Origin of the sequence: Actinomadura sp. NBRC 104425, from assembly GCF_030269545.1 — a bacterium.
In the GTDB taxonomy this organism is placed as follows: Bacteria; Actinomycetota; Actinomycetes; order Streptosporangiales; family Streptosporangiaceae; genus Spirillospora; species Spirillospora keratinilytica.
Window position 1 is genome coordinate 89,010 of sequence record NZ_BSTN01000003.1, and the last position, 25,090, is coordinate 114,099.

The 25,090-nt window shown below is 73.3% G+C and carries 26 protein-coding genes; 11 read left to right on the plus strand and 15 right to left on the minus strand.

Going from position 1 to position 25,090, the window contains the following annotated elements; genetic code table 11:
- Window positions 1–110: 110 nt before the first annotated feature.
- Window positions 111–2,378, minus strand: coding sequence for a protein translocase subunit SecD (gene secD / locus QSK22_RS06230; RefSeq protein WP_285493016.1), 2,268 nt, complete (start codon window positions 2,376–2,378; stop codon window positions 111–113).
- Window positions 2,379–2,451: 73 nt separating this feature from the next.
- Entirely contained in the window at window positions 2,452–2,928 is a 477-nt protein-coding gene (locus tag QSK22_RS06235) for a hypothetical protein (protein WP_285493017.1), read from the minus strand.
- 375 nt (window positions 2,929–3,303) lie between these two features.
- On the opposite strand from QSK22_RS06235, the gene QSK22_RS06240 reads away from it, so the two are divergent.
- Complete coding sequence (locus tag QSK22_RS06240) at window positions 3,304–3,978, plus strand: hypothetical protein (RefSeq protein WP_285493018.1); 675 nt, start codon at window positions 3,304–3,306, stop codon at window positions 3,976–3,978.
- A 98-nt stretch (window positions 3,979–4,076) separates the two neighbouring features.
- Here the strand turns inward: QSK22_RS06240 and QSK22_RS06245 are convergent, their stop codons facing one another.
- The 3 genes from QSK22_RS06245 to QSK22_RS06255 form a co-directional block, all read right to left on the minus strand.
- Window positions 4,077–5,465, minus strand: a complete 1,389-nt coding sequence (locus QSK22_RS06245; RefSeq protein WP_285493019.1) for a glycine--tRNA ligase — start codon at window positions 5,463–5,465, stop codon at window positions 4,077–4,079.
- 262 nt (window positions 5,466–5,727) lie between these two features.
- On the minus strand, window positions 5,728–7,143 hold the full coding sequence (locus tag QSK22_RS06250; RefSeq protein ID WP_285493021.1) for a DUF1906 domain-containing protein: 1,416 nt from the start codon (window positions 7,141–7,143) through the stop codon (window positions 5,728–5,730).
- A 215-nt stretch (window positions 7,144–7,358) separates the two neighbouring features.
- Entirely contained in the window at window positions 7,359–7,643 is a 285-nt protein-coding gene (locus QSK22_RS06255; RefSeq protein ID WP_285493022.1) for an antibiotic biosynthesis monooxygenase family protein, read from the minus strand.
- On the opposite strand from QSK22_RS06255, the gene QSK22_RS06260 reads away from it, so the two are divergent.
- From QSK22_RS06260 to QSK22_RS06285, 6 genes are read left to right on the plus strand one after another with little or no spacing between them, the layout of a single operon-like run.
- Window positions 7,642–8,004: a DUF6703 family protein gene (locus tag QSK22_RS06260; RefSeq protein WP_352231420.1), complete on the plus strand. Its 363-nt coding sequence runs from the start codon at window positions 7,642–7,644 to the stop codon at window positions 8,002–8,004. The genes QSK22_RS06255 and QSK22_RS06260 overlap by 2 nt on opposite strands.
- A 32-nt stretch (window positions 8,005–8,036) precedes the next feature.
- Window positions 8,037–9,023: a metal ABC transporter substrate-binding protein gene (locus QSK22_RS06265; protein WP_285493024.1), complete on the plus strand. Its 987-nt coding sequence runs from the start codon at window positions 8,037–8,039 to the stop codon at window positions 9,021–9,023.
- Window positions 9,020–9,760: a metal ABC transporter ATP-binding protein gene (locus QSK22_RS06270; RefSeq protein WP_285493025.1), complete on the plus strand. Its 741-nt coding sequence runs from the start codon at window positions 9,020–9,022 to the stop codon at window positions 9,758–9,760. Before QSK22_RS06265 ends, QSK22_RS06270 begins: the two co-directional genes overlap by 4 nt.
- A gap of 2 nt (window positions 9,761–9,762) precedes the next feature.
- Window positions 9,763–10,641 carry a metal ABC transporter permease gene (locus QSK22_RS06275; protein ID WP_285493026.1) on the plus strand — a complete coding sequence of 293 codons (879 nt, stop codon included), beginning with the start codon at window positions 9,763–9,765 and terminating at the stop codon, window positions 10,639–10,641.
- Window positions 10,638–11,090 carry a Fur family transcriptional regulator gene (locus tag QSK22_RS06280; RefSeq protein ID WP_285493027.1) on the plus strand — a complete coding sequence of 151 codons (453 nt, stop codon included), beginning with the start codon at window positions 10,638–10,640 and terminating at the stop codon, window positions 11,088–11,090. The genes QSK22_RS06275 and QSK22_RS06280 overlap by 4 nt, the downstream gene beginning before the upstream one ends.
- 59 nt (window positions 11,091–11,149) lie before the next feature.
- Window positions 11,150–11,575, plus strand: coding sequence for an OsmC family protein (locus QSK22_RS06285; RefSeq protein WP_285493028.1), 426 nt, complete (start codon window positions 11,150–11,152; stop codon window positions 11,573–11,575).
- A 61-nt stretch (window positions 11,576–11,636) separates the two neighbouring features.
- Here the strand turns inward: QSK22_RS06285 and QSK22_RS06290 are convergent, their stop codons facing one another.
- The 3 genes from QSK22_RS06290 to recO form a co-directional block, all read right to left on the minus strand.
- Entirely contained in the window at window positions 11,637–12,584 is a 948-nt protein-coding gene (locus QSK22_RS06290; RefSeq protein ID WP_285493029.1) for a TauD/TfdA dioxygenase family protein, read from the minus strand.
- 122 nt (window positions 12,585–12,706) lie between these two features.
- Complete coding sequence (locus QSK22_RS06295) at window positions 12,707–13,504, minus strand: isoprenyl transferase (RefSeq protein WP_285493030.1); 798 nt, start codon at window positions 13,502–13,504, stop codon at window positions 12,707–12,709.
- Window positions 13,501–14,328: a DNA repair protein RecO gene (gene recO / locus QSK22_RS06300; protein ID WP_285493031.1), complete on the minus strand. Its 828-nt coding sequence runs from the start codon at window positions 14,326–14,328 to the stop codon at window positions 13,501–13,503. The genes QSK22_RS06295 and recO overlap by 4 nt, the downstream gene beginning before the upstream one ends.
- 178 nt (window positions 14,329–14,506) lie before the next feature.
- Between recO and QSK22_RS06305 the strand changes: the two genes are divergently transcribed.
- Together QSK22_RS06305 and QSK22_RS06310 are read left to right on the plus strand one after the other, a co-directional pair.
- Window positions 14,507–15,532: a M4 family metallopeptidase gene (locus tag QSK22_RS06305; protein WP_285493032.1), complete on the plus strand. Its 1,026-nt coding sequence runs from the start codon at window positions 14,507–14,509 to the stop codon at window positions 15,530–15,532.
- A 99-nt stretch (window positions 15,533–15,631) separates the two neighbouring features.
- Window positions 15,632–15,886, plus strand: coding sequence for a protealysin inhibitor emfourin (locus QSK22_RS06310; protein ID WP_285493033.1), 255 nt, complete (start codon window positions 15,632–15,634; stop codon window positions 15,884–15,886).
- 142 nt (window positions 15,887–16,028) lie between these two features.
- On the opposite strand, the gene leuA is transcribed toward QSK22_RS06310, so the two are convergent.
- From leuA to QSK22_RS06325, 3 genes are all read right to left on the minus strand, one after another.
- On the minus strand, window positions 16,029–17,762 hold the full coding sequence (gene leuA, locus QSK22_RS06315) for a 2-isopropylmalate synthase (protein WP_285493034.1): 1,734 nt from the start codon (window positions 17,760–17,762) through the stop codon (window positions 16,029–16,031).
- Window positions 17,763–17,979: 217 nt separating this feature from the next.
- Window positions 17,980–18,774 (minus strand): dimethylargininase, encoded by a 795-nt coding sequence (gene ddaH / locus QSK22_RS06320; RefSeq protein WP_285493035.1) that lies wholly within the window; start codon window positions 18,772–18,774, stop codon window positions 17,980–17,982.
- On the minus strand, window positions 18,771–19,382 hold the full coding sequence (locus QSK22_RS06325) for a zinc-ribbon domain-containing protein (RefSeq protein ID WP_285493036.1): 612 nt from the start codon (window positions 19,380–19,382) through the stop codon (window positions 18,771–18,773). Before QSK22_RS06325 ends, ddaH begins: the two co-directional genes overlap by 4 nt.
- A 99-nt stretch (window positions 19,383–19,481) precedes the next feature.
- Here QSK22_RS06325 and QSK22_RS06330 point away from each other — a divergent pair, with 99 nt between their 5' ends.
- Window positions 19,482–20,522, plus strand: coding sequence for a hypothetical protein (locus QSK22_RS06330; protein ID WP_285493037.1), 1,041 nt, complete (start codon window positions 19,482–19,484; stop codon window positions 20,520–20,522).
- Between the two features lie 41 nt (window positions 20,523–20,563).
- On the opposite strand, the gene era is transcribed toward QSK22_RS06330, so the two are convergent.
- Window positions 20,564–21,505: a GTPase Era gene (era, locus tag QSK22_RS06335; protein ID WP_285493315.1), complete on the minus strand. Its 942-nt coding sequence runs from the start codon at window positions 21,503–21,505 to the stop codon at window positions 20,564–20,566.
- Between the two features lie 122 nt (window positions 21,506–21,627).
- On the opposite strand from era, the gene QSK22_RS06340 reads away from it, so the two are divergent.
- Entirely contained in the window at window positions 21,628–21,969 is a 342-nt protein-coding gene (locus QSK22_RS06340; protein WP_285493038.1) for a cytidine deaminase-like protein, read from the plus strand.
- 51 nt (window positions 21,970–22,020) lie between these two features.
- Here QSK22_RS06340 and QSK22_RS06345 read toward each other — a convergent pair whose 3' ends face one another.
- The 3 genes from QSK22_RS06345 to QSK22_RS06355 all read right to left on the minus strand — a co-directional run bounded on the left by QSK22_RS06345 (window position 22,021) and on the right by QSK22_RS06355 (window position 24,973).
- Window positions 22,021–23,331 (minus strand): hemolysin family protein, encoded by a 1,311-nt coding sequence (locus QSK22_RS06345; protein ID WP_285493039.1) that lies wholly within the window; start codon window positions 23,329–23,331, stop codon window positions 22,021–22,023.
- 106 nt (window positions 23,332–23,437) lie between these two features.
- Window positions 23,438–23,917, minus strand: coding sequence for an rRNA maturation RNase YbeY (gene ybeY / locus QSK22_RS06350; protein ID WP_285493040.1), 480 nt, complete (start codon window positions 23,915–23,917; stop codon window positions 23,438–23,440).
- Complete coding sequence (locus QSK22_RS06355; RefSeq protein WP_285493041.1) at window positions 23,918–24,973, minus strand: PhoH family protein; 1,056 nt, start codon at window positions 24,971–24,973, stop codon at window positions 23,918–23,920.
- Window positions 24,974–25,090 lie beyond the last annotated feature (117 nt).

The window sequence follows — 25,090 nt, forward strand, 5'->3', positions numbered from 1 at the left end:
TCCTGCGAGCCGGGCCACGGTCCGAAGACGACAACGGCTCTGGGCGCCGGGGACGGGGTCCGGCGTCCACCCGGCGGCCCGCGCAGGGGCGCCGGGTGGACGGAGGGAACCTAGATGACGGCGCCCGAGTCGCCCGGCCGGCGGGCGGGCCGGTGCGGCTTCTTGTGCTGGGGCGCCGGAGTCTTGCTGCGGCCCTGCAGCACGATCGCCAGCGGTGTGGCGGTGAACACGCTGGAGAACGTCCCGACGACGATGCCGACCAGCAGGGCGATGGCGAAGTCGGTGAGCGAGTCGCCGCCCAGCAGCGCCAGCGCCGCCAGGATGAAGATCGCGCCCATGCCGGTGTTCACGGTGCGGGGCACGGTCTGCAGGGCGCCCCGGGCGGCGACGCGGGCGAACGGCGCCTTCGGGTCGTCGCGCCACAGCTCCCGGACGCGGTCGAACACCACGACCGAGTCGTTCACCGAATACCCGATGATCGTCAGCAGCGCGGCCAGGAACACCCCGTCGATCGGCTTGCCGAGCCAGGCGAACACCCCGGTCACCACGACGACGTCGTGGAACATCGCCAGCACCGCGCCCGCCCCGAACGTCCAGCGGAACCGGATCGCCAGGTAGGCCAGCTGCACCATTAGCGCCACGGCCAGCGCGATCAGCGCCTTGCGGCGCAGCTCGTCGCCCAGGGTCGGGCCGATCAGCTCGTCGCGCTGCTTGGTGACGGTGCCGCCCTCGGCGGCCAGGGCGTCGCGGATCCGCTTCTCCTCGGTGTTGCTGAGGTTCTCGGTGCGCACGGAGATGTCGTCGGTGCCGGATGTCTGCACGACCGCGCGCGGGAACCCGGCGGAGGAGACGGCGGCGCGGGCGTCGTCGATGTCGACCGGTCGGCTGGTGGAGTACTCCACCAGCCGACCGCCGGTGAACTCCACGCCGAAGTTCAGCCCGCGCACGAAGATCCCGGTGAGCGCGACCGCCACCGACAGCGCGGAGACGCCCAGCCACAGCCGGCGGTGCCGCATCAGATCCGGGTCGCGGCGGTCCAGCCAGGCGCGCAGCCTGCCGATGGAGCCCAGGCCGGTCAGCCCCGGGCGGCGGGCGACCGCCCGGCGGGCCACGACCGCCTCGGTGAGGGCGCGGCTGAGCAGCATCGCCGAGAACATCGAGGCCAGCACGCCGATGGTGAGGGTGACGCCGAAGCCGCGCACCGGGCCGGACGCCAGGAAGAACAGCAGCCCGGCGGCCAGCAGGGTGGTGATGTTGGAGTCGGCGATCGCCGACCAGGCCTTGTCGAAGCCGGCGGACAGGGCGGCGCGGACGCCGCGCCGGGGCGCCGCCCGGTACTCTTCGCGGGCCCGTTCGAAGGCCAGCACGTTGGCGTCGATGGCCATGCCGACCGCGAGCACGAACCCGGCCAGGCCGGGCAGGGTGAGCGTCGCGCCCACCATGACCAGCGCGGCGTAGGAGATCAGGGCGTAGCAGGCCAGCGCGACGGCGGCCAGCGCGCCGACCAGCCGGTACACGGCGATGATGAACAGGCCGGTGAGCACGACGCCGATCACGGCGGCCTGCCGGCTCGCCTCGATCGCCTCGTCCCCCAGGGTCGGGCCGACCACCCGCTGCTCGATGATCTTCACGGGGACGGGCAGCGACCCGCCCTGGATGAGGGCGGCCAGGTCGCGGGCCGCCTTGGCGGTGAAGTCGCCGGTGATCTGGGTGGCGCCGCCGGTGATCCCCACATTGCACGGCACGTCCGCGGTGACCTGCGGGGACGAGATGACCCGGCCGTCCAGGACGAAGGCGATGCGGCGTTCGTCGCCGGTGGCGCAGGCGGCCCGGGCGGTGATGCGCTCCCAGATGCCGCCGCCCTTGCCGCGGAACTTGACGGTGACGTACCAGCCGCCGAGGTTCTCAGAGTCGAATCCGGCCTCGGCCGCTCCGATGCCGTCGCCGGTCAGCGCGGCGGGGCCGAGCATGATCTGCCGGCCCTGCTCGTCGGGCAGCAGCTGCTCGCCCTTAGCGGGGCTGCCGTCGTTGACCCGGACGGGGTGGGCGGTGAGCTGGGCGGTCTTGCCGATCACCTCGGCGGCCCGGGCGGGGTCCTGCACGTCGGGCAGTTCGACGATGATGCGCCGCTCGCCGGAGCGGGTGAGCGACGACTCGGCCACGCCGAGGGCGTTGACGCGGCGTTCGAGCACCTGGCGGGCCCGGTCGGTGGCCGCGGCGTCGGCCTTGGCGTGCGGCGAGTCCCGGGTCTCCAGCACGATCTGGGTGCCGCCGCGCAGGTCGAGGCCGAGGCGGGCGGGTTCGGTGAGGACGAAGAACAGCGACGCGGCGAGCACCGCGACAGACAGCAGTGCCCGCACCGCGTTGGCGCGAGACAAGGGAGTACCTCCACGAGGAGTGCGGCCCCCGTCGGCGGGCGGCCGCGTGCACCGGCGTGCGCCGGTCGTCGGATCAGATCAGCCGGGTCGTCGTGGAGGAGGGAGGGGCGCGGCCGCGTGCGGCCGAGATCCGGGCGGACGTCGCGTACTGCGCCTGCCCGGCGGGACGTACACCGGTCTGCGGCAGCGGGCCGGGGGCGGGGGCGCCCGGCAGGACGGCCGCCAGGGGCGCCCCGGAGTGCGGTGCGCCGAGGTCGCGTGCCGCGGCCGCCGCGTCGCGGGCGTGCGGGCAGCCGCGAGGGGCGCACTGGCGGACGTGCCGCGCGGCCGCGGACCGTGCCGCCGGCGACCTGCCGCGGACCGTGCCGCCGGATGCGGCCCCGCCGGGCGCCGCGGGCTGCCCGCTGCGGATGACCGGACTCGCTCCGGCGGCCGCGGGAGCGGCTCCCGCGGCCGCCGGAGCGACGACGAGTCCGAGCAGGCTCAGGGCGACGACCAGGAACCGCGACAGCCGGCCGCGCTCGTCGAACAGGGGAGCGTAACGGCGCACGCGCGTCTCCTCCCGTCAGCGGCGGCAGGGCCCAGGCCCTCGGGCACGCACTTCGGGCCGGCCTCGCCGCCGGTCCCTGTCCGGCCACGTTAACCCATCGGGCCGGTCGCGGGGGCGACGCCGCACAGGTCCGCCCGGATCATCTCACCGCCGGTTCGGGCTCGGGCCGGAGAACCACCGCTCGGGCAGCAGCCGGGCCGGCTGCTCGGATCGGATCCCTTCCAGCGGTTTGCCGGGCTTCCCCCATCACCTACCGAGAAACGATCAATGTCCCATTTCGGCCAATTTGTTGCTGAACGAGGTCATTGTCGGGGTGCAAAAGGTGAATTACCCTCGCGTTCACCCACCCCGCAACCGGAAGGAGCAAGTCCGGTGGTGCATTTCAGAAGGACCGCGGTCATCGGTGTCGCGTCCCTGGCCGCCCTCGCCCTCGCCGCCCCCGCGGCGTCCGCGGCGACGACCACCGTCCGCGCGGGCTCGGCCACCGCCCCCGCCTACTCCGGCAGGGTCCAGGCGTCCCTGCTCGGGACGGCCACCGTCAGCACCTCCATCGGCTCGGGCAGCTGCAACGAGTCGACGCTGACCGGATCGATCCAGTCCGACGGCACCGGCCTGACCATCGACTCGGCGACCTTCGCCACCAACGGCGGCCCCTGCAGCGGCACGGTCTCCTCCACCATCACGCCCGAGAACTTCCCGTGGACCGGGGGCACCGTCGTCTACGACACCGCGCACACCGGCGGCCGCGACGCGGCGGTCACCATCGCCAACTTCCGCGTCCGCGCGGTGGTGAACATCTTCGGCGGCATCACCTGCATCTACGGCGGCAACCTGACCGCCAACGGCTACAACCCCGACAACCCCAACCGCGGCGACACCAGCGTGGCCGAGGCGCAGGTCGGCGTCAGCAACGCCACCGTCAGCAAGATCAGCAGCGGCAGCAGCTTCCTGTGCCCGTCCACCGCGACGGTCTCCGCCAACTACAAGCTGCTCGGCGAGAGCACCCCCGGATCGGGCACCTACGACCAGAGCCTGTACGTCACCGAGTGATCCGAACCGGCTGACCCAGGACACGACGCGGGGCCGCGCCCTCCCCCACCGGGGGCGCGGCCCCGCCGCCGTTCGGCAGCGCTCGGCGGATCCGGCCGTCAGCAGCCGACCAGCTGCGCGGCCAGGAACGACTCGACCTGCGAGATCGCGATGCGCTCCTGGTTCATCGAGTCGCGCTCGCGCACCGTCACCGCCTCGTCGTCGAGGGTGTCGAAGTCGACGGTGATGCAGAACGGGGTGCCGATCTCGTCCTGCCGGCGGTAGCGGCGGCCGATCGCGCCGGCGTCGTCGAACTCCACGTTCCAGTGCCGGCGCAGCTGCGCGGCCAGGTCGCGGGCCTTCGGGGACAGGTCGGCGTTGCGCGACAGCGGCAGCACCGCGGCCTTGACCGGGGCCAGCCGCCGGTCGAGCCGCATCACGGTGCGCTTTTCCATCTTGCCCTTGGCGTTGGGCGCCTCGTCCTCGGCGTAGGCGTCCATCATGAACGTCAGCGTGCACCGGTCGACGCCCGCCGCGGGCTCGATCACGTACGGGATGAACCGCTCGCCGGCCTCCTGGTCGAAGAACGACAGGTCGGCGCCGGACGCCTTGGAGTGGGTGCTCAGGTCGTAGTCGGTGCGGTTGGCGATGCCCTCCAGCTCGCCCCACTCGCTGCCGACGAAGTCGAACCGGTACTCGATGTCGACGGTGCGCTTGGAGTAGTGCGACAGCTTCTCCTGCGGGTGCTCGTACAGCCGCAGGTTCTCCTTGCGGATGCCGAGGTCGGTGTACCAGCGCATCCGCTCGTCGATCCAGTACTGGTGCCACTCCTCGTCGGTGCCGGGGCGGACGAAGAACTCCATCTCCATCTGCTCGAACTCGCGGGTCCGGAAGATGAAGTTGCCCGGCGTGATCTCGTTGCGGAACGACTTGCCGATCTGGCCGATGCCGAACGGGATCTTGCGCCGCGCCGACTGCTGGACGTTGAGGTAGTTGATGAAGATGCCCTGGGCGGTCTCGGGCCGCAGGTAGGCCAGGCCGGACTCGTCCTCGACCGGGCCGAGGTAGGTCTTGAGCAGGCCGTTGAACATGCGCGGCGCGGTGAACGAGCCCTTGACGCCGCAGTTGGGGCAGCTGACGTCGGACAGGCCGTTCTCCGGGGCCCTGCCGTGCTTCTCCTCGTAGGCCTCCTCGAGGTGGTCGGCCCGGAAGCGCTTGTGGCACGACTGGCACTCGGTGAGCGGGTCGACGAACGCCTGCACGTGGCCGCTGGCCTCCCACACCTCGCGGGCGAGGATCACGCACGAGTCCAGGCCGACGACGTCCTCGCGGGCCTGCACCATGGCCTTCCACCACTGGCGCTTGACGTTGTTCTTCAGTTCGACGCCGAGCGGGCCGTAGTCCCAGGAGGCGCGCAGTCCGCCGTAGATCTCGCTCGACGGGTAGACCAGGCCCCGCCGCTTGGCGAGGTTGACGATGGTGTCCATCACGTCGGAACGGCGTGCCATATGCGTTTCTCCATCCGGCTGGCGGTCGGCGGGTCCTTGTCGTACGTCCCGGCCCCGTCCGGGCGGCGGAGCGTCGCGACGGGCCGGGGTGAGTGCGATCCCCGTTGGTGTGGCGGAACGCGGCGGGCGGGCGGTGTGGCGGCCCGGGCGCTCCGAGACTCCCCAGCTTAGGGCAACCGCGGCGGCCTCCGCGCATCGCCCCGGAGAATCCGCAGGTCGCAAGCATGGCACCGGGTGTCGTCGGCACGGCCGCGGGCAGCGGTCAGTAGACCCGGCCGTCGACCATGTTGTTGTCGACGTTGATGGTGACGCCGCCGTGCGTCTCCCGGTGGCCGCCCCGGTACTGCTTGATGCGGTTGTGCGGCGGCCACCAGCGGCCGGACATGTACGGGCAGTCGTAGGGGTCGGTCTTGCCGTCCCAGTGCGCGAACCAGACCACCTTGGGCTTGGCCATCCCCCGGGCGCTGCCGACGTCGCGGACGCCCGACCCGGCGCTGCTGTAGAAGCCCGGCACGTAGCCCAGCTTGCGCATCGTCTTCGTCCAGTGGTGCAGGAACGTCAGCACTGCCTGGCTGCACCAGGTCCGGCGGTGGTCGTACACCTCCATGTCGAAGTACACCGGGTTGCGCCGCGGGATGCCGAGGGCGCGGGCGCGGCGGACCGCGTCGCGGGCGGCCGAGCGCCCCTCCTCGGCGGCGTCCTCGGGGGCGAAGCGCTGCCGGAATCGCGTGCACGGCGCCTGCAGGCCCACGTAGGTGGGGATGAGGCGGTACCCCATCTTCCGGACGCGGCGCACCCACGCCCGGTTCAGGTTGGGCTGCGCGCAGGCGCGCGCGGCGCCGCCGATGTACATGTTGGCGACCTTGTACGACCGGCGCCAGGCGGCCATGGCGGCCAGGGACGGCGCGGTGCAGGTGTCGAAGCCCTTGGCCCGCACCCACCGCTTGCGCGGCTTGCGCGGACGCGGCTTGTGCCCCCGGGGCTTGTGCGCCCGGGGTTTGCGCGGGCGCGGCTCGTCGGACCGGGGCACCGTCGGCTCCGGGCCGGACGGCTGCAGCCACGGCAGGACCTCCTCCAGCAGCGAGGGCACGAAGCCGCCCGGCGGCGGGTCGTCCGCGGCCGTGCCCGGGACGTGCGGGCGGTACGCGCGCGTCCAGAACGGGGTCAGCAGGGTGCCGCGCAGGATCCGTTCCAGCCCCTCCGGGTCGTCGCCGTAGGTGGCGTGGATCCGCACGCCCGCCTCGGGCAGCCGCAGCAGGGCCTCATGGGCGGAGTCGCGCGGCACGGTGAAGCGGGCCAGGCGGTCGGGTCGCACGGCCCCGGTACGGCGCTGCCGCGCGTCGGGCGCGGTGTCGACCGGCGCGACGTGCAAAGCCTCGGTGCGGCCGACGGCGCGGGCGGGGCAGTCGGGTTGCGGGCCGGGGCGTCCCAGGTAGACCGCGTGCCGGTCGAACCGCACGCAGCGGGTCGGGTCGCGGTCCAGCCAGTGCACCTCCCAGCCCGCGGGGACGGGGACGCGCACCCCCCGGTATTCGACGACGCGCAGGCGGCCGGCCGCCGTCCCGGCCCGCCCGGCCTGTCCGGCCTCGGCCCGCGGGACGGACGGCGCGGCGGCCACGAGGAGGGAGGCGACCATCGTCGCCCCCAGCAGACCCGTGAGCACGGCGGCATGGCGCATCCCAGCTCCCCTCGGTGAACCCGGCCGCGCGCCGGGCCCGTCCGGAACGGGCCCGGCCAGGACGCCGGTGGCGTGCCCCCGGCTCCCCGGCCGGCCGGCATGATCGTGACGCGGCAGTGATCGCCCGCCTCACCGGACGCCAAACGGCGTCCAGAAGATCCTTTCCGAGGGCTTTTCCAACTGCGGGAGGACCGCGGCCGCGGTCGCCGAAGGGCTCAGCGGGAGGTGATGACCTCGTAAGCGCCGGGCTCGTCGACCGCCATCGCCGACAGCGGGATGAACCGCATGCGCACGTCGTACGCGCCGAGCGCGCGCCGGTAGTGGCCCGCGCCGTCCCACTCGGTGACCAGGGCCCACAGCGTCGGCTCGTCGACGGTCCGCGCCAGCCGTCCCGAGCGGTAGCCGGGGCTGGCGGCCAGGGCGTCCAGAACCCGCCCCATCTGCTCGGCGAACCCGTCGGACTGCTCCTCGGGCACGCGGTACCGGGTGATGGCGATCATGCGGCCATCTTCCCAGTCCGGCGCGACCGGCCGCGCCCGGCGTAGGTTTGGGGGCGTGCGGAGTGGGAGCGGATCCTCGGGAATACGGGCGACGGTCGAGCGGTTGAGCGCCACGCCGGTGGCGTTCCTGCACCGGCTGCCCCGCTGGGTGCTGCTGGTGGCGGTGTTCGTGCTGCTGGCGGTCGGCATGGTGGGCACCGGCTGGGTGGGCGCGGCCGGGCTGCTGGTGCTGCTGGCGGTGCTGGCGTGGTTCGCCTACCTCAACTGGCCGGTGCTGGACGGCTCGGGACGGGCCCTGCGCATCGCGGCCATGGTGCTGCTTGCGGCATTCGCCGCAGGTCATGTGATTGGTCGGTTTTGACAACCGTTTTCATCTTCGTCCACACTTGAGGGGTGTTCGCCTCTCACACCCACATTCGCGCGCTTCGTCGCGCCGTCCCCCTGACCGCCGTGGCCGCGGCCGGGCTGCTCGGCCTGACCGCCTGTGGAGACTCCGACGCCGCCGCGGGCGGCAAGGGCGGCGGCACCGAGGTGGTCGCGTCCTTCTATCCCATGGCCTGGCTGGCGCAGAAGGTCGGCGGTCCTGACGCGTCCGTGGCCACGCTCGCCAAGCCCGGCGCCGAGCCGCACGACCTGGAGCTGACCCCGCGGCAGGTCGCCGACATCGGCGAGGCCGACTTCGCCGTCTACGTCAAGGGCGTGCAGCCCGCCGTGGACAAGGCCGTGGAGCAGCACGCCAAGGACAAGTCGCTGGACGCCGCGAGCGTCGTCAAGACGCTGCCCGCCCCGTCCGGCGGCGACGAGCACGAGCACGAGGAGGACCACGCCGAGGAGGAGCACGGCCACGAGGAGGCGGAGGTCTCCTACGACCCGCACGTGTGGCTGGACCCCAACCGCATGGCGACCATCGCCACCGCGCTGGGCGACCGGCTCGCCGCCGCCGACTCCGCGCACGCGGCCGGGTACAAGTCCCGCGCGCAGTCGCTGGCGGCCGAGCTGGGCCGTCTCGACCGGCAACTGCGGGACGGGCTGAAGTCCTGCAAGCGCACCACGATCGTCACCTCGCACGCCGCGTTCGGCTACCTGGCCGACCGGTACGGCCTCAAGCAGGTCTCCATCGCCGGGGTGGACCCGGCCGGCGAGCCGTCCCCGGCCCGGCTGGGCGAGCTGAGCCGCGAGATCAAGGCCGCCGGCGCCACCACCGTGTTCACCGAGACGCTGGTCAGCCCCAAGGTGGCGGAGACCCTGGCCCGGGAGGCGGGCGTGCGCACCGCCGTCCTGGACCCGGTGGAGGGCGTCAAGGAGGGCTCCGGCGACGACTACCCGACGGTCATGCGCCGCAACCTGGACACACTGCGAACCGCGCTGGAGTGCTCATGAGCCCCGCCCCGCCCTTCCAGATGACCGGCGGCCGCGTCCGCTACGACGGCCGCGAGGCGCTGCGCGGCGTCGACCTGCGGGTCGGCGCCGGGGAGTTCGTGGCGGTGCTGGGCGCCAACGGGTCCGGCAAGTCCACGCTGGTGCGGGCGCTGCTCGGGCTCGTCCCGCTGTCCGGCGGCCGCACCGAGATCTACGGCGTCCCGCCCGCCCGGTTCCGCGACTGGAAGCGGATCGGGTACGTGCCGCAGCGGCTGCCGATGGGCGGCGGCGTGCCCGCGACCGTCCGCGAGGTCGTGGCGTCCGGCCGGGTGGCCCGGCAGTCGCGCTGGCGTCCCGCCTCGTCCGCCGACCGCGCCGCCGTGGACGCCGCGCTGCACGCCGTCGGCCTGGCCGACCGGGCACGCGACTCGGCGCACCTGCTGTCGGGCGGCCAGCAGCAGCGGGTGCTGATCGCGCGGGCGCTGGCGGGCGAACCCGACGCGCTGGTGCTGGACGAGCCGACCGCGGGCGTCGACGCCGCCAACCAGGAGGCGCTGGCCGCCGTCCTCGGCGACCTGTCCCGCCAGGGCCGCGCCGTGGTGCTGGTGGCCCACGAGCTCGGGCCGCTGGAACCGCTGGTCGACCGCGCCGTCGTCCTGGAGCACGGGCGTATCGTGCACGACGGCGCGCCTCCGGCGTCGGCGTGGACGCCGCGCGCGCATCCCCACCACGGTGAGATCGAGATGAGAGCCGGCTGACGATGCTGGACATGCTGCAGTACGAATTCATGAGGATCGCGCTGGTCAGCGCGGTCCTCATCGGCCTGACCGCGCCGGCGGTCGGCACGTTCATCGTCCAGCGCAGGCTGTCGCTGCTGGGCGACGGCGTCGGGCACATCGCGCTGACCGGAATCGGCCTGGCGCTGCTCACCGGCACCTCCCCGCTGCTGGGCGCGCTGGCGGTGTCGGTGCTCGGCGCGATCGCGATCGAGGTGCTGCGCGCGCGCAGCCGCAGCGGCGGCGACGTGGCGCTGGCCATCCTGTTCTACGGCGGCCTGGCCGGGGGCGTGCTGCTGACCAACCTGGAGGGCGGCGGCACCAGCCTGCAGGCCTACCTGTTCGGGTCGATCAGCAGCGTCACCCTGAGCGACCTGTACGTGGTGGCCGCCCTGGCCGTCGTCGTCTTCGGCGTCGTGCTGCTGTTCGGCCGGGAGCTGTTCCTGCTGTGCCAGGACGAGGACGTGGCGCGCGCGGCGGGGCTGCCCGTCCGGTTCCTCAGCGTACTGATCGCGGCAACCGCCGCGATCACCGTGGTGATCGCCATGCGCGCCATCGGGCTGCTGCTCGTCAGCGCGCTGATGATCGTCCCCGTGGCGGCCGCCCAGCAGGTGACACGGGGCTTCCGTGCCACCATGCTGGTGGCGATGGGAGTCGGTGTACTGTCGGCGGTGACGGGGCTGGCGGGGTCGTTCCAGTACGATCTGCCGCCGGGTCCCTCGATCGTGCTGCTGGCCTTGGCGATCTTCCTGGCCGCGGTGCTCGGGGGGTCGGTGGTGCGCCGGCGCCGCGCGGTCCCGGCCCCGCTTCCCGGCGAGGCGCGGGCGGACGCGAGAGCCGAGGCGGAGGTAAGAGGGGGATGACGACGACCCGCCGCAACGCGGTACGGCAGGCCCTGGCCAAGTGCGAGGGCTTTCGCAGCGCCCAGGACATCTACGCCGACCTGCGGGCGGGCGGCTCGAAGATCGGGCTGACCACGGTCTACCGGGCCCTGCAGGCGCTCAGCGACTCCGGCGAGGTGGACGTGCTGCGCACCGACGACGGCGAGGCCGTCTACCGCGCCTGCCGCAGCGAGGAGCACCACCACCACCTGGTGTGCCGGGGCTGCGGCCGCACCGTGGAGGTGGCGGGTCCGGCCGTGGAGAAGTGGGCCGACGCCGTGGGGGCCGAGCACGGGTTCGTGGACATCACCCACACCGTCGAGGTGTTCGGCACCTGCGCCGCCTGCGCCGCGTCCGATAACTCGTCCAAGAACGCGTCCGACGGCGCTTCCGGAGGCGCGCATGGGCGGGCCGCCGCGGGCGGATCCTGACGCGTTTTTGGGCGGCCCGCCGTAACGGGCGCACGGGGGCCATGGTGAAGAATCGAGTCATGGCTACGACACGTACCGCGAACGCGCACTGGGAAGGGCCGCTCATGGGCGGCCGGGGCAAGGTCTCGCTGGACTCCTCCAAGGTCGGCGCCTTCGAGGTGACCTGGCCGTCGCGGGCCGAGGAGCCGGACGGCCGCACCAGCCCCGAGGAGCTGATCGCCGCCGCGCACTCCACCTGCTACTCGATGGCCCTCTCGCACGCCCTGGCCGGCGCGGGCACGCCGCCGGAGAAGGTGGACACCCGCGCCGAGGTCACCTTCCAGCCGGGCGAGGGCATCACCGGCGTCCACCTGACGGTGCGGGCGAGCGTGCCGGGCCTGTCGGCGGCCGACTTCGAGAAGGCCGCGCAGGACGCCAAGGCGGGCTGCCCGGTCAGCAAGGCCCTGGCCGGCACCAAGATCACCCTGGACGCCGCCCTGGTCTGACCGCGCGGACGGCGGCCCCGGCGGGTGCCGCCGGGGCCGCCGTCCGCACCGCACTGCCAGGTCATCCGCCGGTGCGGGCGGCGGGGCCGGTGCGCGGGACGCTGCGGCGCCCGTCGACCGAGAGGGGGACCTCCCCGGCGAGGCCGACGCGGTGCAGGCTGCGCGGGCGGTCGCCGAAATCGTGCACGACGCGGTGCTGGGTGGCGCGGTTGTCCCAGACCGCCACGTCACCGGGCGCCCAGTGCCAGCGCACCGTGTTCTCCAGCCGGGTCACGTGCTCCTGGAACAGGCGGATCAGCGCCTTGGCGTCGGCCCGGTCGCTGAGGCCGACGACGGAGCGGGCGAAGCCGCCGAGCAGCAGGGTGCGCTCCCCCGTCTCCGGGTGCACCCGGACGACCGGGTGCTCGGTCTCGAAGGTGACCGGGGTGACCGGCACGCGCCGCCGCCCGGCCCCGGCGGCGTGCGGGCGGACGTAGTCGTACCTGTTGGTGTGCAGCGCCCACAGCCGGTCGGCGACCTCCCGCAGCTCGACCGGCAGGCCGTCGTAGGCGGCGGCGGTGTTGGCCCAGACGGTGTCGCCGCCGTGCGGCGGCACCTGCACCGCGCGCAGCACCCCCGCCTTGGGCGGGCGGGCGGTGTAGCTGGCGTCGGTGTGCCACTCGTCGGCGCGCCGGCCGCGGGCGTCACCGACGTCCAGGACGTGTTCGCAGCCGTGTTCTCGATCGTGCCGGCGTTCGTCCGAAGGGGGCAGGGCCGGATGGGCGACGGTGGGCTCGCCGAGCCTGCGGGCGAACTCGACCTGCCCGGCGGGGTCCAGATGGTGCTGGTCGCGGAAGAACAGCACCTTGTGGCGCAGCACCGCGTCCCAGATCCGCACCACCACGCCGTCGGGCAGGTCGCCGCTCAGGCGCACCCCGGTGACGACGGCGCCGATGCGGCCGGCCACCGGTGTGACGCGCAGCGGCCCGGCCGCCGCGGTGCGGGCCGAGCCCAGGACCCGATGCGACATGGCCATGACCGTACGCGGGTCGGCACATCTAGTCAACTTAATTGATAGGAATTGTGGTTTTCCGCCAACGGCGAGGGCGCGGGGAACGCCCTGCCGGGAACGCGGCCGCGCGGGCCGCCGGGTCAGGTGGCGGGGGCGGGCTCCACCGGGTTGGGCACCGCGCCGCCGTAGCGCCGGTCGCGCGAGGCGTACACCTCGCACGCATGCCACAGGTGCCGCCGGTCGAAGTCGGGCCACAGCGTGTCGAGGAAGACCATCTCGGCGTACGCCGACTGCCACAGCAGGAAGTTGGAGATGCGCTGCTCGCCGGACGAGCGCAGGAACAGGTCCACGTCGGGGATGTCCGGCTCGTCGAGGTAGCGGGCGAACAGCTTCTCGTCGACCTTGTCGGGGGACAGCCGGCCGTCCCGCACGTCCCGGGCGATGGCCGCGGCCGCGTCGGCGATCTCGGCCCGGCCGCCGTAGTTGACGCAGAACTGCAGGGTCAGCACCGTGTTGTCGCGCGTCATCTCCTCGGCCGTCTCCAGCTCCTTGATGACGCTGCGCCACAGCCGCGGCCGCCGCCCCGCCCAGCGCACCCGCACGCCCATCTCGTTCAGCTGGTCGCGGCGGCGCCGGATCACCTCGCGGTTGAAGCCCATGAGGAAGCGCACCTCGTCGGGCGAGCGCTTCCAGTTCTCGGTGGAGAACGCGTACGCCGACAGGTAGGGGATGCCGAGCTCGATCGCCCCCATGATCACGTCGAAGAGGGAGTCCTCCCCCATCTTGTGCCCCTCGGTGCGCGGCAGGCCCCGCTGCTTGGCCCAGCGCCCGTTGCCGTCCATCACGACGGCCACGTGCCTGGGCACCAGGTCCGGCGGGATGGCGGGCGGCCTCGCGCCGCTGCTGTGCGGTATCGGGGGCTTAACGGCCCTGGTCAAACTCGCTCCCTGTGGTCGGTCGTGTCGTCCGCCTCGGCGCCGCCGGCGTCTCCGCCCCGGCCGTCCGGATGCGGATCCGGATACGGCGGGCACGACTCGCGCGCCACGTGCCGCAGCGACCGGATGCCGTGCTCCAGATGCCACTGCAGGTACGCCGCCACGAGGCCGCTGCACTCTATCCGGTGCCGCGGCTCGCTGCGGTCGGCCGTCTCCCAGTCGCCGCGCAGCAGCGCCAGCATCAGCGCGAACGTCGGCGGCGCCGGGGTGGCCGCGCCCGGCCGGCGGCAGCGCGCGCACACCGCGCCGCCCGCCGGGATGGCGAACCCGCGCAGCTGCCCGCGCGCGCCGCACCGGCAGCACTCGTCGATGGCCGGGGCCCACCCGGCGACCGACAGCGAGCGCAGCAGGAACGCGTCCAGCACCAGCCGCGGGTCGTGGGCGCCCTCCGCCAGCGTGCGCAGCCCGCCCACCAGCAGCAGGAACTGGCGCAGCGCGGGCTCGCGCTCGGCGGCGGTGAGCTTTTCGGCGGTCTCCAGCATCACCGTACCGGCGGTGTAGCGCGGGTAGTCGGCGACCAGCTGCTGCCCGTACGGCCGCAGCGTCTCGGCCTGGGTGATCAGATCGAGCGAGCGCCGCTCGTACAGCTGCAGGTCCACATGCGTGAACGGCTCCAGCCGCGCCCCGAAGCGTGACTTGGTCTTGCGAACCCCCTTGGCGGCAGCGCGGATGCGCCCGGTGCGCCGGGTCAGCACCGTCACGATGCGGTCGGCCTCGCCCAGCTTCTGGGTGCGCAGGACGATGCCTTCGTCGCGGTAGAGGGTCACCTGCCCATTCTCCCGCACTTCGCCCGCCCTGGAGACGCTCCCCGCGGTGTCGGCCCCGCGGGCCCTCGCGCCTGCGCCGCCCGGCGGACCAGGCCATCACCGTACGTGACCGGAATAGGCCGCGTCTGTAGCCCGGAACCTGTGGCCGCGTCCCCGCGGAACTGGCAGCGTTGTTCCAATGAGATGCACGATCGTGCCACCGCACATCCTGGAACGGCTCGCCGGCGGCGGCGACCCGGCGCTGCGCGACATGGCCCGCCGCACCCTCGCCGCCAGCTCCGCCACCCGGACGCACCGCCGGACGCTGGCCGTGAGCACACCGCCCCCGGCGGAGGACTTCGTCCCCAAGCGCACCATCTACGACGCGGGGCAGCGCGAGGACCTGCCCGGCCGCGAGGTCCGCACCGAAGGGCAGGACGCCACCGGCGACACCGCCGTCGACCAGTCCTACGACTGGCTCGGTGTGACCTTCGACTTCTTCGAGTCCGCCTACCGCCGCGACTCCATCGACGGGGCGGGGCTGCCGCTGCTGTCCACCGTCCACTACGGCCGCGACTACGCCAACGCCTTCTGGGACGGCCGGCAGATGGTGTACGGCGACGGCGACGGCACGGTGTTCCTGGGCTTCACGGGGCCACTGGACGTCACCGGGCACGAGCTGACGCACGGCGTCACCCAGTACACCGCCAACCTGGACTACTACGGGCAGTCCGGCGCGCTCAACGAGTCGGTGTCCGACGTGTTCGGCTCGCTGATCAAGCAGTCGCACCTGGGGCAGACCGCCGACCAGGCCGACTGGCTGATCGGGCAGGGCCTGCTGGGCCCCGATGTGAACGGCGTGGCGCTGCGGTCGATGAAGGAGCCGGGCACCGCCTACGACGACCCGCGGCTGGGCAAGGACCCGCAGCCCGGCCACATGGACGACTACGTGGAGACCTACCGCGACAACGGCGGCGTCCACATCAACTCCGGCATCCCCAACCGGGCGTTCTACCTGGCGGCCACGGCGATCGGCGGGCACGCCTGGGAGAAGGCGGGCCGGATCTGGTACGACACGCTCACCGGCGGCGGCCTGTCCCCCGAGGTGGACTTCGCCGGGTTCGCCGCCGAGACCGTCAAGACCGCCACCCGGCTCTACGGCGCGGACGCCACCGAGACCGCCGCGGTGAAAGAGGCGTGGGCCGGGGTAGGCGTGCAGGCATGACACCGAATAAGCGACAGGCGATGTGGCGCGGCCCCCTCCGCGCCCGCCCGGGGCGTCACGGAGGTGACCGGCGACACCGATGAGGCAACCGGAGGCAGAGTGAAGGTCACAGTGGTCCGCAGCGGCGGGTTCGCCGGGATCGAGCAGCGGGCCGAGTCCGACAGCGCCAGCGACCCGATGCTGGCCCGGCTGGTCGATCGGGTGGACCTCAGCGCCGTGCCTCCGCCCGGACGCATCCCCGACCAGTTCCTCTACGACATCGACATCGACGGCGACACCGCCACCGTCGGAGAGGCCCAGCTGCAGGGGCCGCTGCGGGAACTGGTCCACCACGTGCTGGGGCGCGCACGCTGATCCGCGGCGCGGTGACGGCGGCGACGGCGACGTCGTGACACGGCGACCGCGCGAGCCGCGGTAGCGGACGGGTGCGCCGGGCATGGCGCACCCGGGGGCCTGGCGGGTACCGCGCCGCCCCGCCAGGCCCCCGGGGTCCGTCTCAGCGCGGGCCTGCGGCGTCCGCCTCGGCGGCTGCGCGGGCCACGCGGTTGACCGCGGACAGGATGGCCTTGAGCGAGGCGGTGACGATGTTGCCGTCGATGCCGACGCCCCACACCACCGTGCCGTCCACGTCGCACTCGACGTAGGCGGCGGCGCGGGCGTCGCCGCCGGCGCTCATCGCGTGCTCGGCGTAGTCCAGCACCCGGACCCGCACGCCGACGGTGGCCAGCGCCGCCTCGAACGCCGACACCGGGCCGTTGCCGACTCCCTCGATCTCGCGGATCTCCCCGTCGATGCGGACGTCGCAGCTCAGCACGTCCTTCTCGTCCACCCGGGACACCGCGCGGTGCGCCAGCAGCCCCACCCGCGGCCCGTTGGCCAGGAACTCGGCCTCGAAGATCTCCCACATCCGCTCGGGGGTGACCTCGCCGCCCTCGGTGTCGGTGTACCGCTGCACCACCCGGGAGAACTCGATCTGCAGGCGCCGCGGCAGGTCCAGCGAGTGCTCGTGCTTCATCACGTAGGCCACGCCGCCCTTGCCGGACTGGCTGTTGACGCGGATGACCGCCTCGTAGGTGCGGCCCACGTCCTTGGGGTCGATCGGCAGGTACGGCAGCTCCCAGCGGAATTCGTCCACCGGTACGCCCGCCTCGGCGGCGTCGGCCTCCAGCGCCGCGAACCCCTTCTTGATCGCGTCCTGGTGGGAGCCGGAGAAGGAGGTGTAGACCAGGTCGCCGGCGTACGGGTGCCGCTCGTGCACCGGCAGCTGGTTGCAGTACTCGACGGTGCGGCGGATCTCGTCGATGTCGGAGAAGTCGATCTGCGGGTCGATGCCCTGGGAGAACAGGTTCATGCCCAGCGTGACCAGGCACACGTTGCCGGTGCGCTCGCCGTTGCCGAACAGGCAGCCCTCCACCCGGTCGGCGCCGGCCATGACCGCCAGCTCGGCCGCCGCCACGCCGGTGCCGCGGTCGTTGTGCGGGTGCACCGACAGGCACACGTGCTCGCGCCGCGACAGGTTGCGGCTCATCCACTCGATCTGGTCGGCGTAGACGTTGGGCGTGGACCGCTCGATGGTGGACGGCAGGTTCAGGATGATCTCGCGGTCCGGGCCGGGCTCCCAGACGTCCATGACCGCCTCGCAGACCTCCAGGGCGAAGTCCAGCTCGGTGTCGATGAAAATCTCCGGCGAGTACTCGTAGCCGAAGTCGCAGTCGCCCAGGTACTGCGCGGCGTACTTCATGACCTGCCGGGTGCCCTCGACCGCCAGGGCCTTGCACTCGTCGCGGCCGATGCCGAACACCACGCGGCGGAACAGCGGCGCGGTGGCGTTGTACAGGTGGATGGTGGCGCGCTCGGCCCCCACCAGGGACTGCGCGGTGCGCTCGATCAGCTCCTCGCGCGCCTGGGTCAGCACCGAGATCCGCACGTCGTCGGGGATCCGGTCCTCCTCGATCAGCCGGCGGACGAAGTCGAAGTCGGTCTGGCTGGCGGAGGGGAAGCCGACCTCGATCTCCTTGTAGCCCATCCGCACCAGCAGCTCGAACATCTTGAGCTTGCGGTGCCCGTCCATCGGGTCGATCAGGGCCTGGTTGCCGTCGCGCAGGTCGGTGGACAGCCACCGCGGCGCCCGGGTGATCGTCTTGTTCGGCCAGGTGCGGTCCGGCAGGTCCACCGGGGTGAACGGCCGGTAGCGGTGCACGGGCATGCCGGACGGCTTCTGTGCATTCATCTGTGGAGGAGCCCTCTTGTGTGCTCGGAATGGTCCTAGCGGCCGACGCTCACGTCAAAGCCCCGCAGCGAGGGAGCCGACCTTCTCACAGGCCCCCGCTGCGGCCGCTAAGGAGAAGCAGTCCGCGGAGCACGGGTGCCAAGCTAACAGATCTCATCCGGGTAACGGAAACCGAGTCCGCCATCTGAGACGTGCGAGGCTGCGCCGCGACGCGCCGTCACGGGCCGGCCGGTCCGCCCGGGGCGGGCTCGGGGATCAGCACCGACAGGCAGGTCACGCAGCCCTCCAGGGCCTCGAACTCGCTGATGTCGACGCGGGTGACGCGCCAGCCGTCGGCGGCGAGGCGTTCGGCGGTGCGCGGCGCCGAGGCGGCCAGCAGCACGTGGTCGGGGCCGAGCACCACCACGTGCGCGCCGGCGGGTTCGGGCGCCACCCGCAGGCCCGGCAGCACCGAGGTGTCGACGTGCTGGGGCAGGCCGATCAGCGACCCGTCGGGCAGCGCCGTCATCGCCGACTTCAGGTGCAGGCGGCCGGCGACGGCGACGGGCACCACCCGGCGCGCCCCGAGCAGCCGGGCCAGCTCGCAGACGCCCTCCTCGTTGGTGCGTCCGCTGCGGCCCACATAGACGGTGCCGCCCGCCTGCAGCACGTCGCCGCCGTCCAGGGTGGCCGGCGCCTCGATGCGGGCCACCCGCAGGCCGAGTTCGCGCACGGCCTTCTCGGTCGCGACCGTCTCGCCGCGCCGCCGCGGCGCCCCGGACCGGCACATGACGGCCAGGTCGCCGCACACCACGACGGTGTCCTCGACGAACACCGCGTCGGGGTGGGCTTCGGACGGTTCGACCTCGCGCACCCGCCAGCCCGCGTCCGCCAGCGCCGCCACGTACTCGGCGTGCTGGCGCGCCGCGAGCCCGACGTCCACGGGCCGCCGCCGCACATGCGTGACGATGCCCTCGGCCAGCCGCGGGCCCGGCGCCCGCACCAGGGCCGTGCCCGGCCGCACCGCGGTCACCTGGACGCGCCCTCGGTGGTGACGATCACGCCGAGGGCGTGCGCCCGGGACATGCCCAGCAGGTGCGCGACGTGGTGCAGGGCCTGCCGCTCCCGGTCGGTGAGCGGGCCGTCGGCGAGCCCGATGCGGACGGCCTGCGCCAGGAACCACTCCTTGGCCTCGACCGCCAGCTGCGCGCCGGCCCGGGAGACCTCCTCCTCCAGGAACTCGGGCCGCAGCCGCAGGTCGGCCTCGATCGCCTCGTCGTCGTAATGGGCGTCCCCGTACCCGGTGACGGCCTCGATCGCCCTTGCGCGGGCCGCGCCGTCGGACGGGTCGCCCGCCCGCAGCACCAGCCCGGCCGCGGCGCGCATGCCCGCCGGGAGCGCGGCGGCCATCTGCTGCGCGGTCGGCGCGCGCAGCGCCGACGGGGCGAACCGGGTCCGGCAGGTGCGGCACTCGACGACCTCCCCGACCTGGCCGAGCGGGATCACCGGCAGGAAGAACAGCGTGAACCAACGCCGGCCGATCCGCCGCCGGTAGGCCCGGTCGCCGCCGCAGCGCGGGCAGTGGAAGACGCCCTCGCCGACCGTGCGGAAGAACACCGACAGGCCGAAAATCAGCAACACCGGGCCTCTCCTCCCGTTCGGGTGCCCCTCCAACGTACCGATGTGCGCCGACCGCCGTGCCCGTCCGGGCCGCGCGGCGCCGCCCCTTACGCTGGGTCCGTGAGCGGTGACCTTGAACACGAAGGGGACCCCGCGCGGCGGCCGGACGGCCGGTCCGCCGTGGAACGGTCCGTTCCGGGGACGGGGCGTCCGGACTTCTTGCCGCCGTCCGGCGGTCACTCGCGGCTCGGACAGCCGCTCGTGCCGCCGGCCCAGCCCCTGGTCCCGTCCATCGAGCCGCCCGCGCCCCGCACCCCGTTCTGGGCGGGGACGATGTGGAACGTCGGGGTGCTGGTCGCGGCGGCCGTGCTGCTGGTGTCGGCGTTCCTGCCGTGGGTGGCGGCACGGGTGGTGCTGCAGGCCTTCGGCACGACGATCACGCGCGAGCTGGGGTCGGCGACGGGCCTGGACGCCGACGGGATGATCGCGGCGATCCCCGTCCTGGCCCTGGTCGCGCTGGGCATGGCGTTCTGGGGCCTGATCGCGGGCGATCCGCGCGTCTCCTCGCTCACCGCCGTCCCCGGCGGGATGGCCCTGGTCACGTCCGGCATCTTCCTGATGCGCCTGGACGACACGCGCGAGCAGCTCGTCGGCCACGACACGCCCTTCGGCTACGAGATCGTCCCCGCGTACGGCTGGTACCTGGCGGTGGCGGCGTCCCTGCTGGTGCTGGGGTTCGGCCTCGCCCGCCCCGTGGTCGCCCGGGTGAGCTCGTCGCAACCCGCCGCGCGGCCCGCTCCGGCCGAGCCCCCGCAGCCTGCGGAGCCTCAGCAGCCCGCGCAGCCCCAGTGGTACGACGCCCGGCCGCCCGCCCCCGAGCAGCCCCCGGCCGAACGGCCGCAGCCCGCCGACCCCCGGCAGCCCCCGCAGGACCAGGCAACCGAACCGAAAGAGCCGAGCAGCAACGCAGAGCCCGGCAAGGCGGCGGAGCCGTCTACACCGGAGACGCCCCGCACCACGGAAGGACCCCACGGCACGGGGAAGTCCCGTGGCGCGGAAGAGGGTGCGGAGCGCGGTGGCGTGGAGAAGGCGCGTGACGGCGCGGACGGGACCGGTGCGGAGGGTGAGGCCGGCAGTTCCGCGACATGGTCGCCGCCGTGACCTGAGGCCCGGATACGGCGGCTTGAGGGGGCGTCCCCGGCTCAGTCGTAGAAGCCGAGGCGGCGCAGCTGCTTGGGGTCGCGCTGCCAGTCCTTGGCGACCTTGACCCGCAGGTCGAGGTAGACCTTGGTGCCCAGCAGGGCCTCGATCTGACGGCGGGCGCGGGCGCCGACCTCCTTCAGCCGCGTGCCCTTGTGGCCGATGATGATGCCCTTCTGGCTCGGCCGCTCGACGAACAGGTGCGCGTACACGTCGACCAGGTCGTCGCGGCCCTCGCGGGGCGCCATCTCCTCCACCACCACGGCGATGGAGTGCGGCAGCTCGTCGCGCACGCCTTCCAGCGCGGCCTCGCGGACGAGCTCGGCGACCAGCACCTGCTCGGGCTCGTCGGTCAGGTCGCCCTCGGGGTACAGCGCCACTCCCTCGGGCAGGCGGGAGATCAGCAGGTCGGCGACCAGGTCCACCTGGAAGCCGCTCTCGGCCGAGCAGGGGACGATCTCGGCGAAGTCGCCCAGTTCCTGCACGGCCAGCAGCTGCCTGGCGATCGTCTCGGGGTCGGCGAGGTCGGTCTTGGTGACGATGGCGACGACCGGCGTGCGTTTGACGTTGGCCAGCTCGCGGGCGATGAACCGGTCGCCGGGCCCGATCGGCTGGTCGGCGGGCACGCAGAACCCGATGACGTCGACCTCGGTCAGCGTGGAGCGCACCAGGCTGTCCAGCCGCTCCCCCAGCAGGGTGCGCGGCTTGTGCAGGCCGGGGGTGTCCACGATCACCAGCTGGGCGTCGGACCGGTGCACGATGCCGCGGATCGCCCGGCGGGTGGTCTGCGGACGGTCGCTGGTGATGGCGACCTTGGTGCCGACCAGGGCGTTCATCAGCGTCGACTTCCCCACGTTGGGCCGCCCCACGAAGCAGGCGAACCCGGATCTGAACGCCGCTCCCTTCTCGGGCGCCGTCCCCTCGGGGCCGCCCGGCGTTGTCACCCTGTCAGCTCTCACGCCGTCAATTGTCCCCCACGCGGGCGGACGCCCAGGACGCGGCGTCGGGCGGCGGGGCGCCCGCCCCACGCCCCGGGGCCCGCGGACGGCGCTCTAGGCTGGGCCCCGTGAGCGAACTGAGCGCCGAGGACAGCAAGATCATCACGTTGGCCAGGTCCGCCCGGGCCCGCACCGGCGCCGCCGAGGGCGCGGCCGTCCGCGACGACACCGGCCGCACCTACGCGGCCTGCACCGTCGACCTGCCGTCGCTGAAGCTGTCGGCCCTGCAGCTGGCCGTGGCCATGGCCGTGTCCAGCGGCGCCGACGACCTGGAGGCGGCCGCGCTGGTCACCGCCGAGGACACCCCCCGCGACGCCGACATCGCCGCCGTACGCGACCTCGGCGCCAAGGCCCCCGTGCTGATCGCGGGGTTCGACGGTACGGTGCGCGGCACCGTCCAGCCCGGCTGACCCCAGCCGAAGCCCCTCAAAAGCCCCCTGGGGCCTCGGCCCGCCGGGGCCTCAGGTCGTCGATTCGGCGCGTTCGGCGGTCTCCTCCGGAGACTCGGCGCGGTCCCGCCGCACCAGCACCGTTCCGATCCGGTTGCGCCGCCCGGCGATGCTCTCGGCGCGCAGCGTCAGCCCCGCCACCCCGGCCGTGGCGCCCTCGATGGGCACGCGGCCCAGCGCGTGCGCCAGCAGCCCGCCGACGGTCTCGACCTCCTCGACGTCGATCTCCACGCCGAACAGCTCGGCCAGGTCCTCCACGGGCAGCCGGGCGGTGACCCGGGCGGTGTCGTCGTCCAGCCACTCCACCCGGGGCGCCTCGACGTCGTACTCGTCGGCGATCTCCCCGACGATCTCCTCCAGGATGTCCTCGATGGTGACCAGCCCGGCGGTGCCGCCGTACTCGTCGATCACGATCGCCAGGTGGATCTGCCGGGCCTGCATCTCGCGCAGCAGCTCGTCGATGGGCTTGCTGTCGGGCACGTAGGTGGCCGGACGCATCACCGAGGACACCGTCTCGGAGGTCTCCCCGCCGGGGTTCTCGTGGACGCGGCGCACCACGTCCTTCAGGTAGGCGATGCCGACGACGTCGTCCTCGTTCTCCCCCACCACCGGGATGCGGGAGAAGCCGCTGCGCAGCGCCAGCGACATCGCCTGCCGCAGCGTCTTGCCGCGCTCGATGAACACGATGTCGGTGCGCGGCACCATGACCTCGCGCACCAGCGTGTCGCCCAGCTCGAACACCGAGTGGATCATCTGCCGCTCGCCCGGCTCGATCAGGCTGCGCTGCTCGGCAAGATCGACCAGGTCGCGCAGCTCGGCCTCGGAGGCGAACGGGCCCTCGCGGAACCCGCGGCCCGGGGTCAGCGCGTTGCCCAGCCGGATCAGCAGCCGCGGCAGCGGCCCGAACACCCGCGTCACCGGGTGGATCACCGCCGCCCCGGCCAGCGCCACCCGGTCGGCGTGCTGCAGGCCCAGCGTGCGCGGGCCCACCCCGACCGCCACATAGCTCACCACGATCATGATCGCGGCGGCCACCACGTAGGCCCGCCAGGTCTCGTCCAGCCACGCGATGCACAGGTCGGCGACCAGCACGGTCGCCACCAGCTCGCAGCTGATCCGCAGCAGCAGGACCATGTTGACGTACCGCGCCGGGTCGGCGACCACCTCGGCCAGCCGCCGGGCGCCGCGCCGGCCCTCCCGCAGCAGCTCCTCGACCCGCACGCGCGACACCCGGGCCAGCGCCGCCTCGGTGCCGGCCAGCAGCCCGGCCAGGACCACCAGCCCGGCCGCCAGGCCGAGCAGCCACCCCTGCGCAGTGGTCATCGGCCCGCTCCGCTCACCGCACGGTGCGGCGGGCGCGGTGCGGCGGGGGCGCCGGCCCCCGGCCCGCCTGTGCCGCCTGCCCGGAGCGCCGGGCGCCCGCCCGTGTTCATCGCTGCGCGCGTTTGTCCCGCCAGGACTTCAGCAGCTCGGCCTGCAGCCCGAACATCTCCTTGTGCTCCTCGGGCTCGGCGTGGTCGTACCCGAGCAGGTGCAGGATGCCGTGCGTGCACAGCAGCCGCAGCTCGTCCTCGGTGCTGTGGCCGGCCTGCGCGGCCTGCCGCTCGGCGACCGCCGGGCACAGGACGATGTCGCCCAGCAGCCCGGGGTCGGGTTCGTCATCGTCGTCGGTGCCTCCGGACATCGACCCGGGGCGCAGCTCGTCCATCGGGAAGGCCAGCACGTCGGTGGGGCCCGGCTCGCCCATCCACTTCTCGTGCAGCTCGCTCATGGCGACCTCGTCCACCAGCAGCACCGACAGCTCGGCCAGGGGGTGCACCCGCATGCCGTCCAGCACGTGCCGGGCCAGCGCCACCAGGTCGGCCTCGTCGACGGGCACGCCGGACTCGTTCAGCACCTCGATGCTCATCTACCGCCCCCGCTTGCGGGACGACCCGCGCCCCGCCGCGCCCTGCTTGATCTCCGGCACCCGGGTCTCGTCGTAGCGGTTGTAGGCGTTGACGATGTCGGTGACCAGCTTGTGCCGGACGACGTCGTGGCTGGTCAGGCGGCAGAAGTGGATGTCGTCGACGCCCTCGAGGATCTCCTGGACGACGCGCAGCCCGCTGCGCTGCCCGCTGGGCAGGTCGACCTGGGTGACGTCGCCGGTGACGACCACCTTGGACCCGAAGCCCAGGCGGGTGAGGAACATCTTCATCTGCTCGGGCGTGGTGTTCTGCGCCTCGTCGAGGATGATGAACGAGTCGTTGAGGGTGCGGCCGCGCATGTACCCCAGGGGGGCGACCTCGATGGTGCCCGCGCCCATCAGCTTGGGGATGGAGTCGGGGTCGACCATGTCGTGCAGCGCGTCGTACAGCGGGCGCAGGTACGGGTCGATCTTCTCGTAGAGCGTGCCGGGCAGGAACCCCAGGCGCTCGCCCGCCTCCACCGCCGGGCGGGTCAGGATGATCCGGTTGACCTGCTTGTCCTGCAGGGCCCGGACCGCCTTGGCCATCGCCAGGTAGGTCTTGCCGGTGCCCGCCGGGCCGATGCCGAACACGATCGTGTGCTTGTCGATCGCGTCGACGTACCGCTTCTGGTTGAGGGTCTTGGGGCGGATGGTCCGGCCCCGGCTGGACAGCACGTCCAGGGTGAGCACCTCGGCGGGGCGCTCCTCGGTCTGGTTCCGCAACATGGCCAGGCTGCGCTCCACGGCGTCGGGGGTGAGCGGCGTACCGCCCTTGAGCAACTCGATGAGCTCGGCGAACAGGCGGGAGACCAGCTCGGTCTCCGCCTCCGCCCCGGTCACGGTGATCTCGTTGCCCCGGACGTGGATGTCGCTGTGGAACGCGCGTTCGACGACGTGGAGCAACTCGTCCCGGGAGCCCAGCAGACTCACCATGGAGTGGTCGTCCGGCACCACGATCTTGATCTGGGAGCGCGTGGCTGCGCGGTCGCCGCGCTCCAGGTGAGTTGATTCGACCATCAGCCGGGCCTTGCGGCCTCTTTCGACCTGCCTTCTGCGCTACCGGGTTTCCGCGTATGTCGCCATCCATGGTACTGGCCCGTCGCGACATGTCGCCGCCGTATTCTCGGTGGCTAC

What these genes read in the sequence shown, in the direction of transcription:
- QSK22_RS06245 (WP_285493019.1), bottom strand. Translation starts at nt 5,465, where the DNA reads ATGGCACGCCGTTCCGACGTGATGGACACCATCGTCAACCTCGCCAAG.
- QSK22_RS06250 (WP_285493021.1), bottom strand. Translation starts at nt 7,143, where the DNA reads ATGCGCCATGCCGCCGTGCTCACGGGTCTGCTGGGGGCGACGATGGTC.
- QSK22_RS06260 (WP_352231420.1), top strand. Translation starts at nt 7,642, where the DNA reads ATGCGGCCATCTTCCCAGTCCGGCGCGACCGGCCGCGCCCGGCGTAGG.
- QSK22_RS06255 (WP_285493022.1), bottom strand. Translation starts at nt 7,643, where the DNA reads ATGATCGCCATCACCCGGTACCGCGTGCCCGAGGAGCAGTCCGACGGG.
- QSK22_RS06270 (WP_285493025.1), top strand. Translation starts at nt 9,020, where the DNA reads ATGAGCCCCGCCCCGCCCTTCCAGATGACCGGCGGCCGCGTCCGCTAC.
- QSK22_RS06275 (WP_285493026.1), top strand. Translation starts at nt 9,763, where the DNA reads ATGCTGGACATGCTGCAGTACGAATTCATGAGGATCGCGCTGGTCAGC.
- QSK22_RS06280 (WP_285493027.1), top strand. Translation starts at nt 10,638, where the DNA reads ATGACGACGACCCGCCGCAACGCGGTACGGCAGGCCCTGGCCAAGTGC.
- QSK22_RS06285 (WP_285493028.1), top strand. Translation starts at nt 11,150, where the DNA reads ATGGCTACGACACGTACCGCGAACGCGCACTGGGAAGGGCCGCTCATG.
- QSK22_RS06290 (WP_285493029.1), bottom strand. Translation starts at nt 12,584, where the DNA reads ATGTCGCATCGGGTCCTGGGCTCGGCCCGCACCGCGGCGGCCGGGCCG.
- QSK22_RS06305 (WP_285493032.1), top strand. Translation starts at nt 14,507, where the DNA reads ATGAGATGCACGATCGTGCCACCGCACATCCTGGAACGGCTCGCCGGC.
- leuA (WP_285493034.1), bottom strand. Translation starts at nt 17,762, where the DNA reads ATGAATGCACAGAAGCCGTCCGGCATGCCCGTGCACCGCTACCGGCCG.
- QSK22_RS06345 (WP_285493039.1), bottom strand. Translation starts at nt 23,331, where the DNA reads ATGACCACTGCGCAGGGGTGGCTGCTCGGCCTGGCGGCCGGGCTGGTG.
- ybeY (WP_285493040.1), bottom strand. Translation starts at nt 23,917, where the DNA reads ATGAGCATCGAGGTGCTGAACGAGTCCGGCGTGCCCGTCGACGAGGCC.
- QSK22_RS06355 (WP_285493041.1), bottom strand. Translation starts at nt 24,973, where the DNA reads ATGGTCGAATCAACTCACCTGGAGCGCGGCGACCGCGCAGCCACGCGC.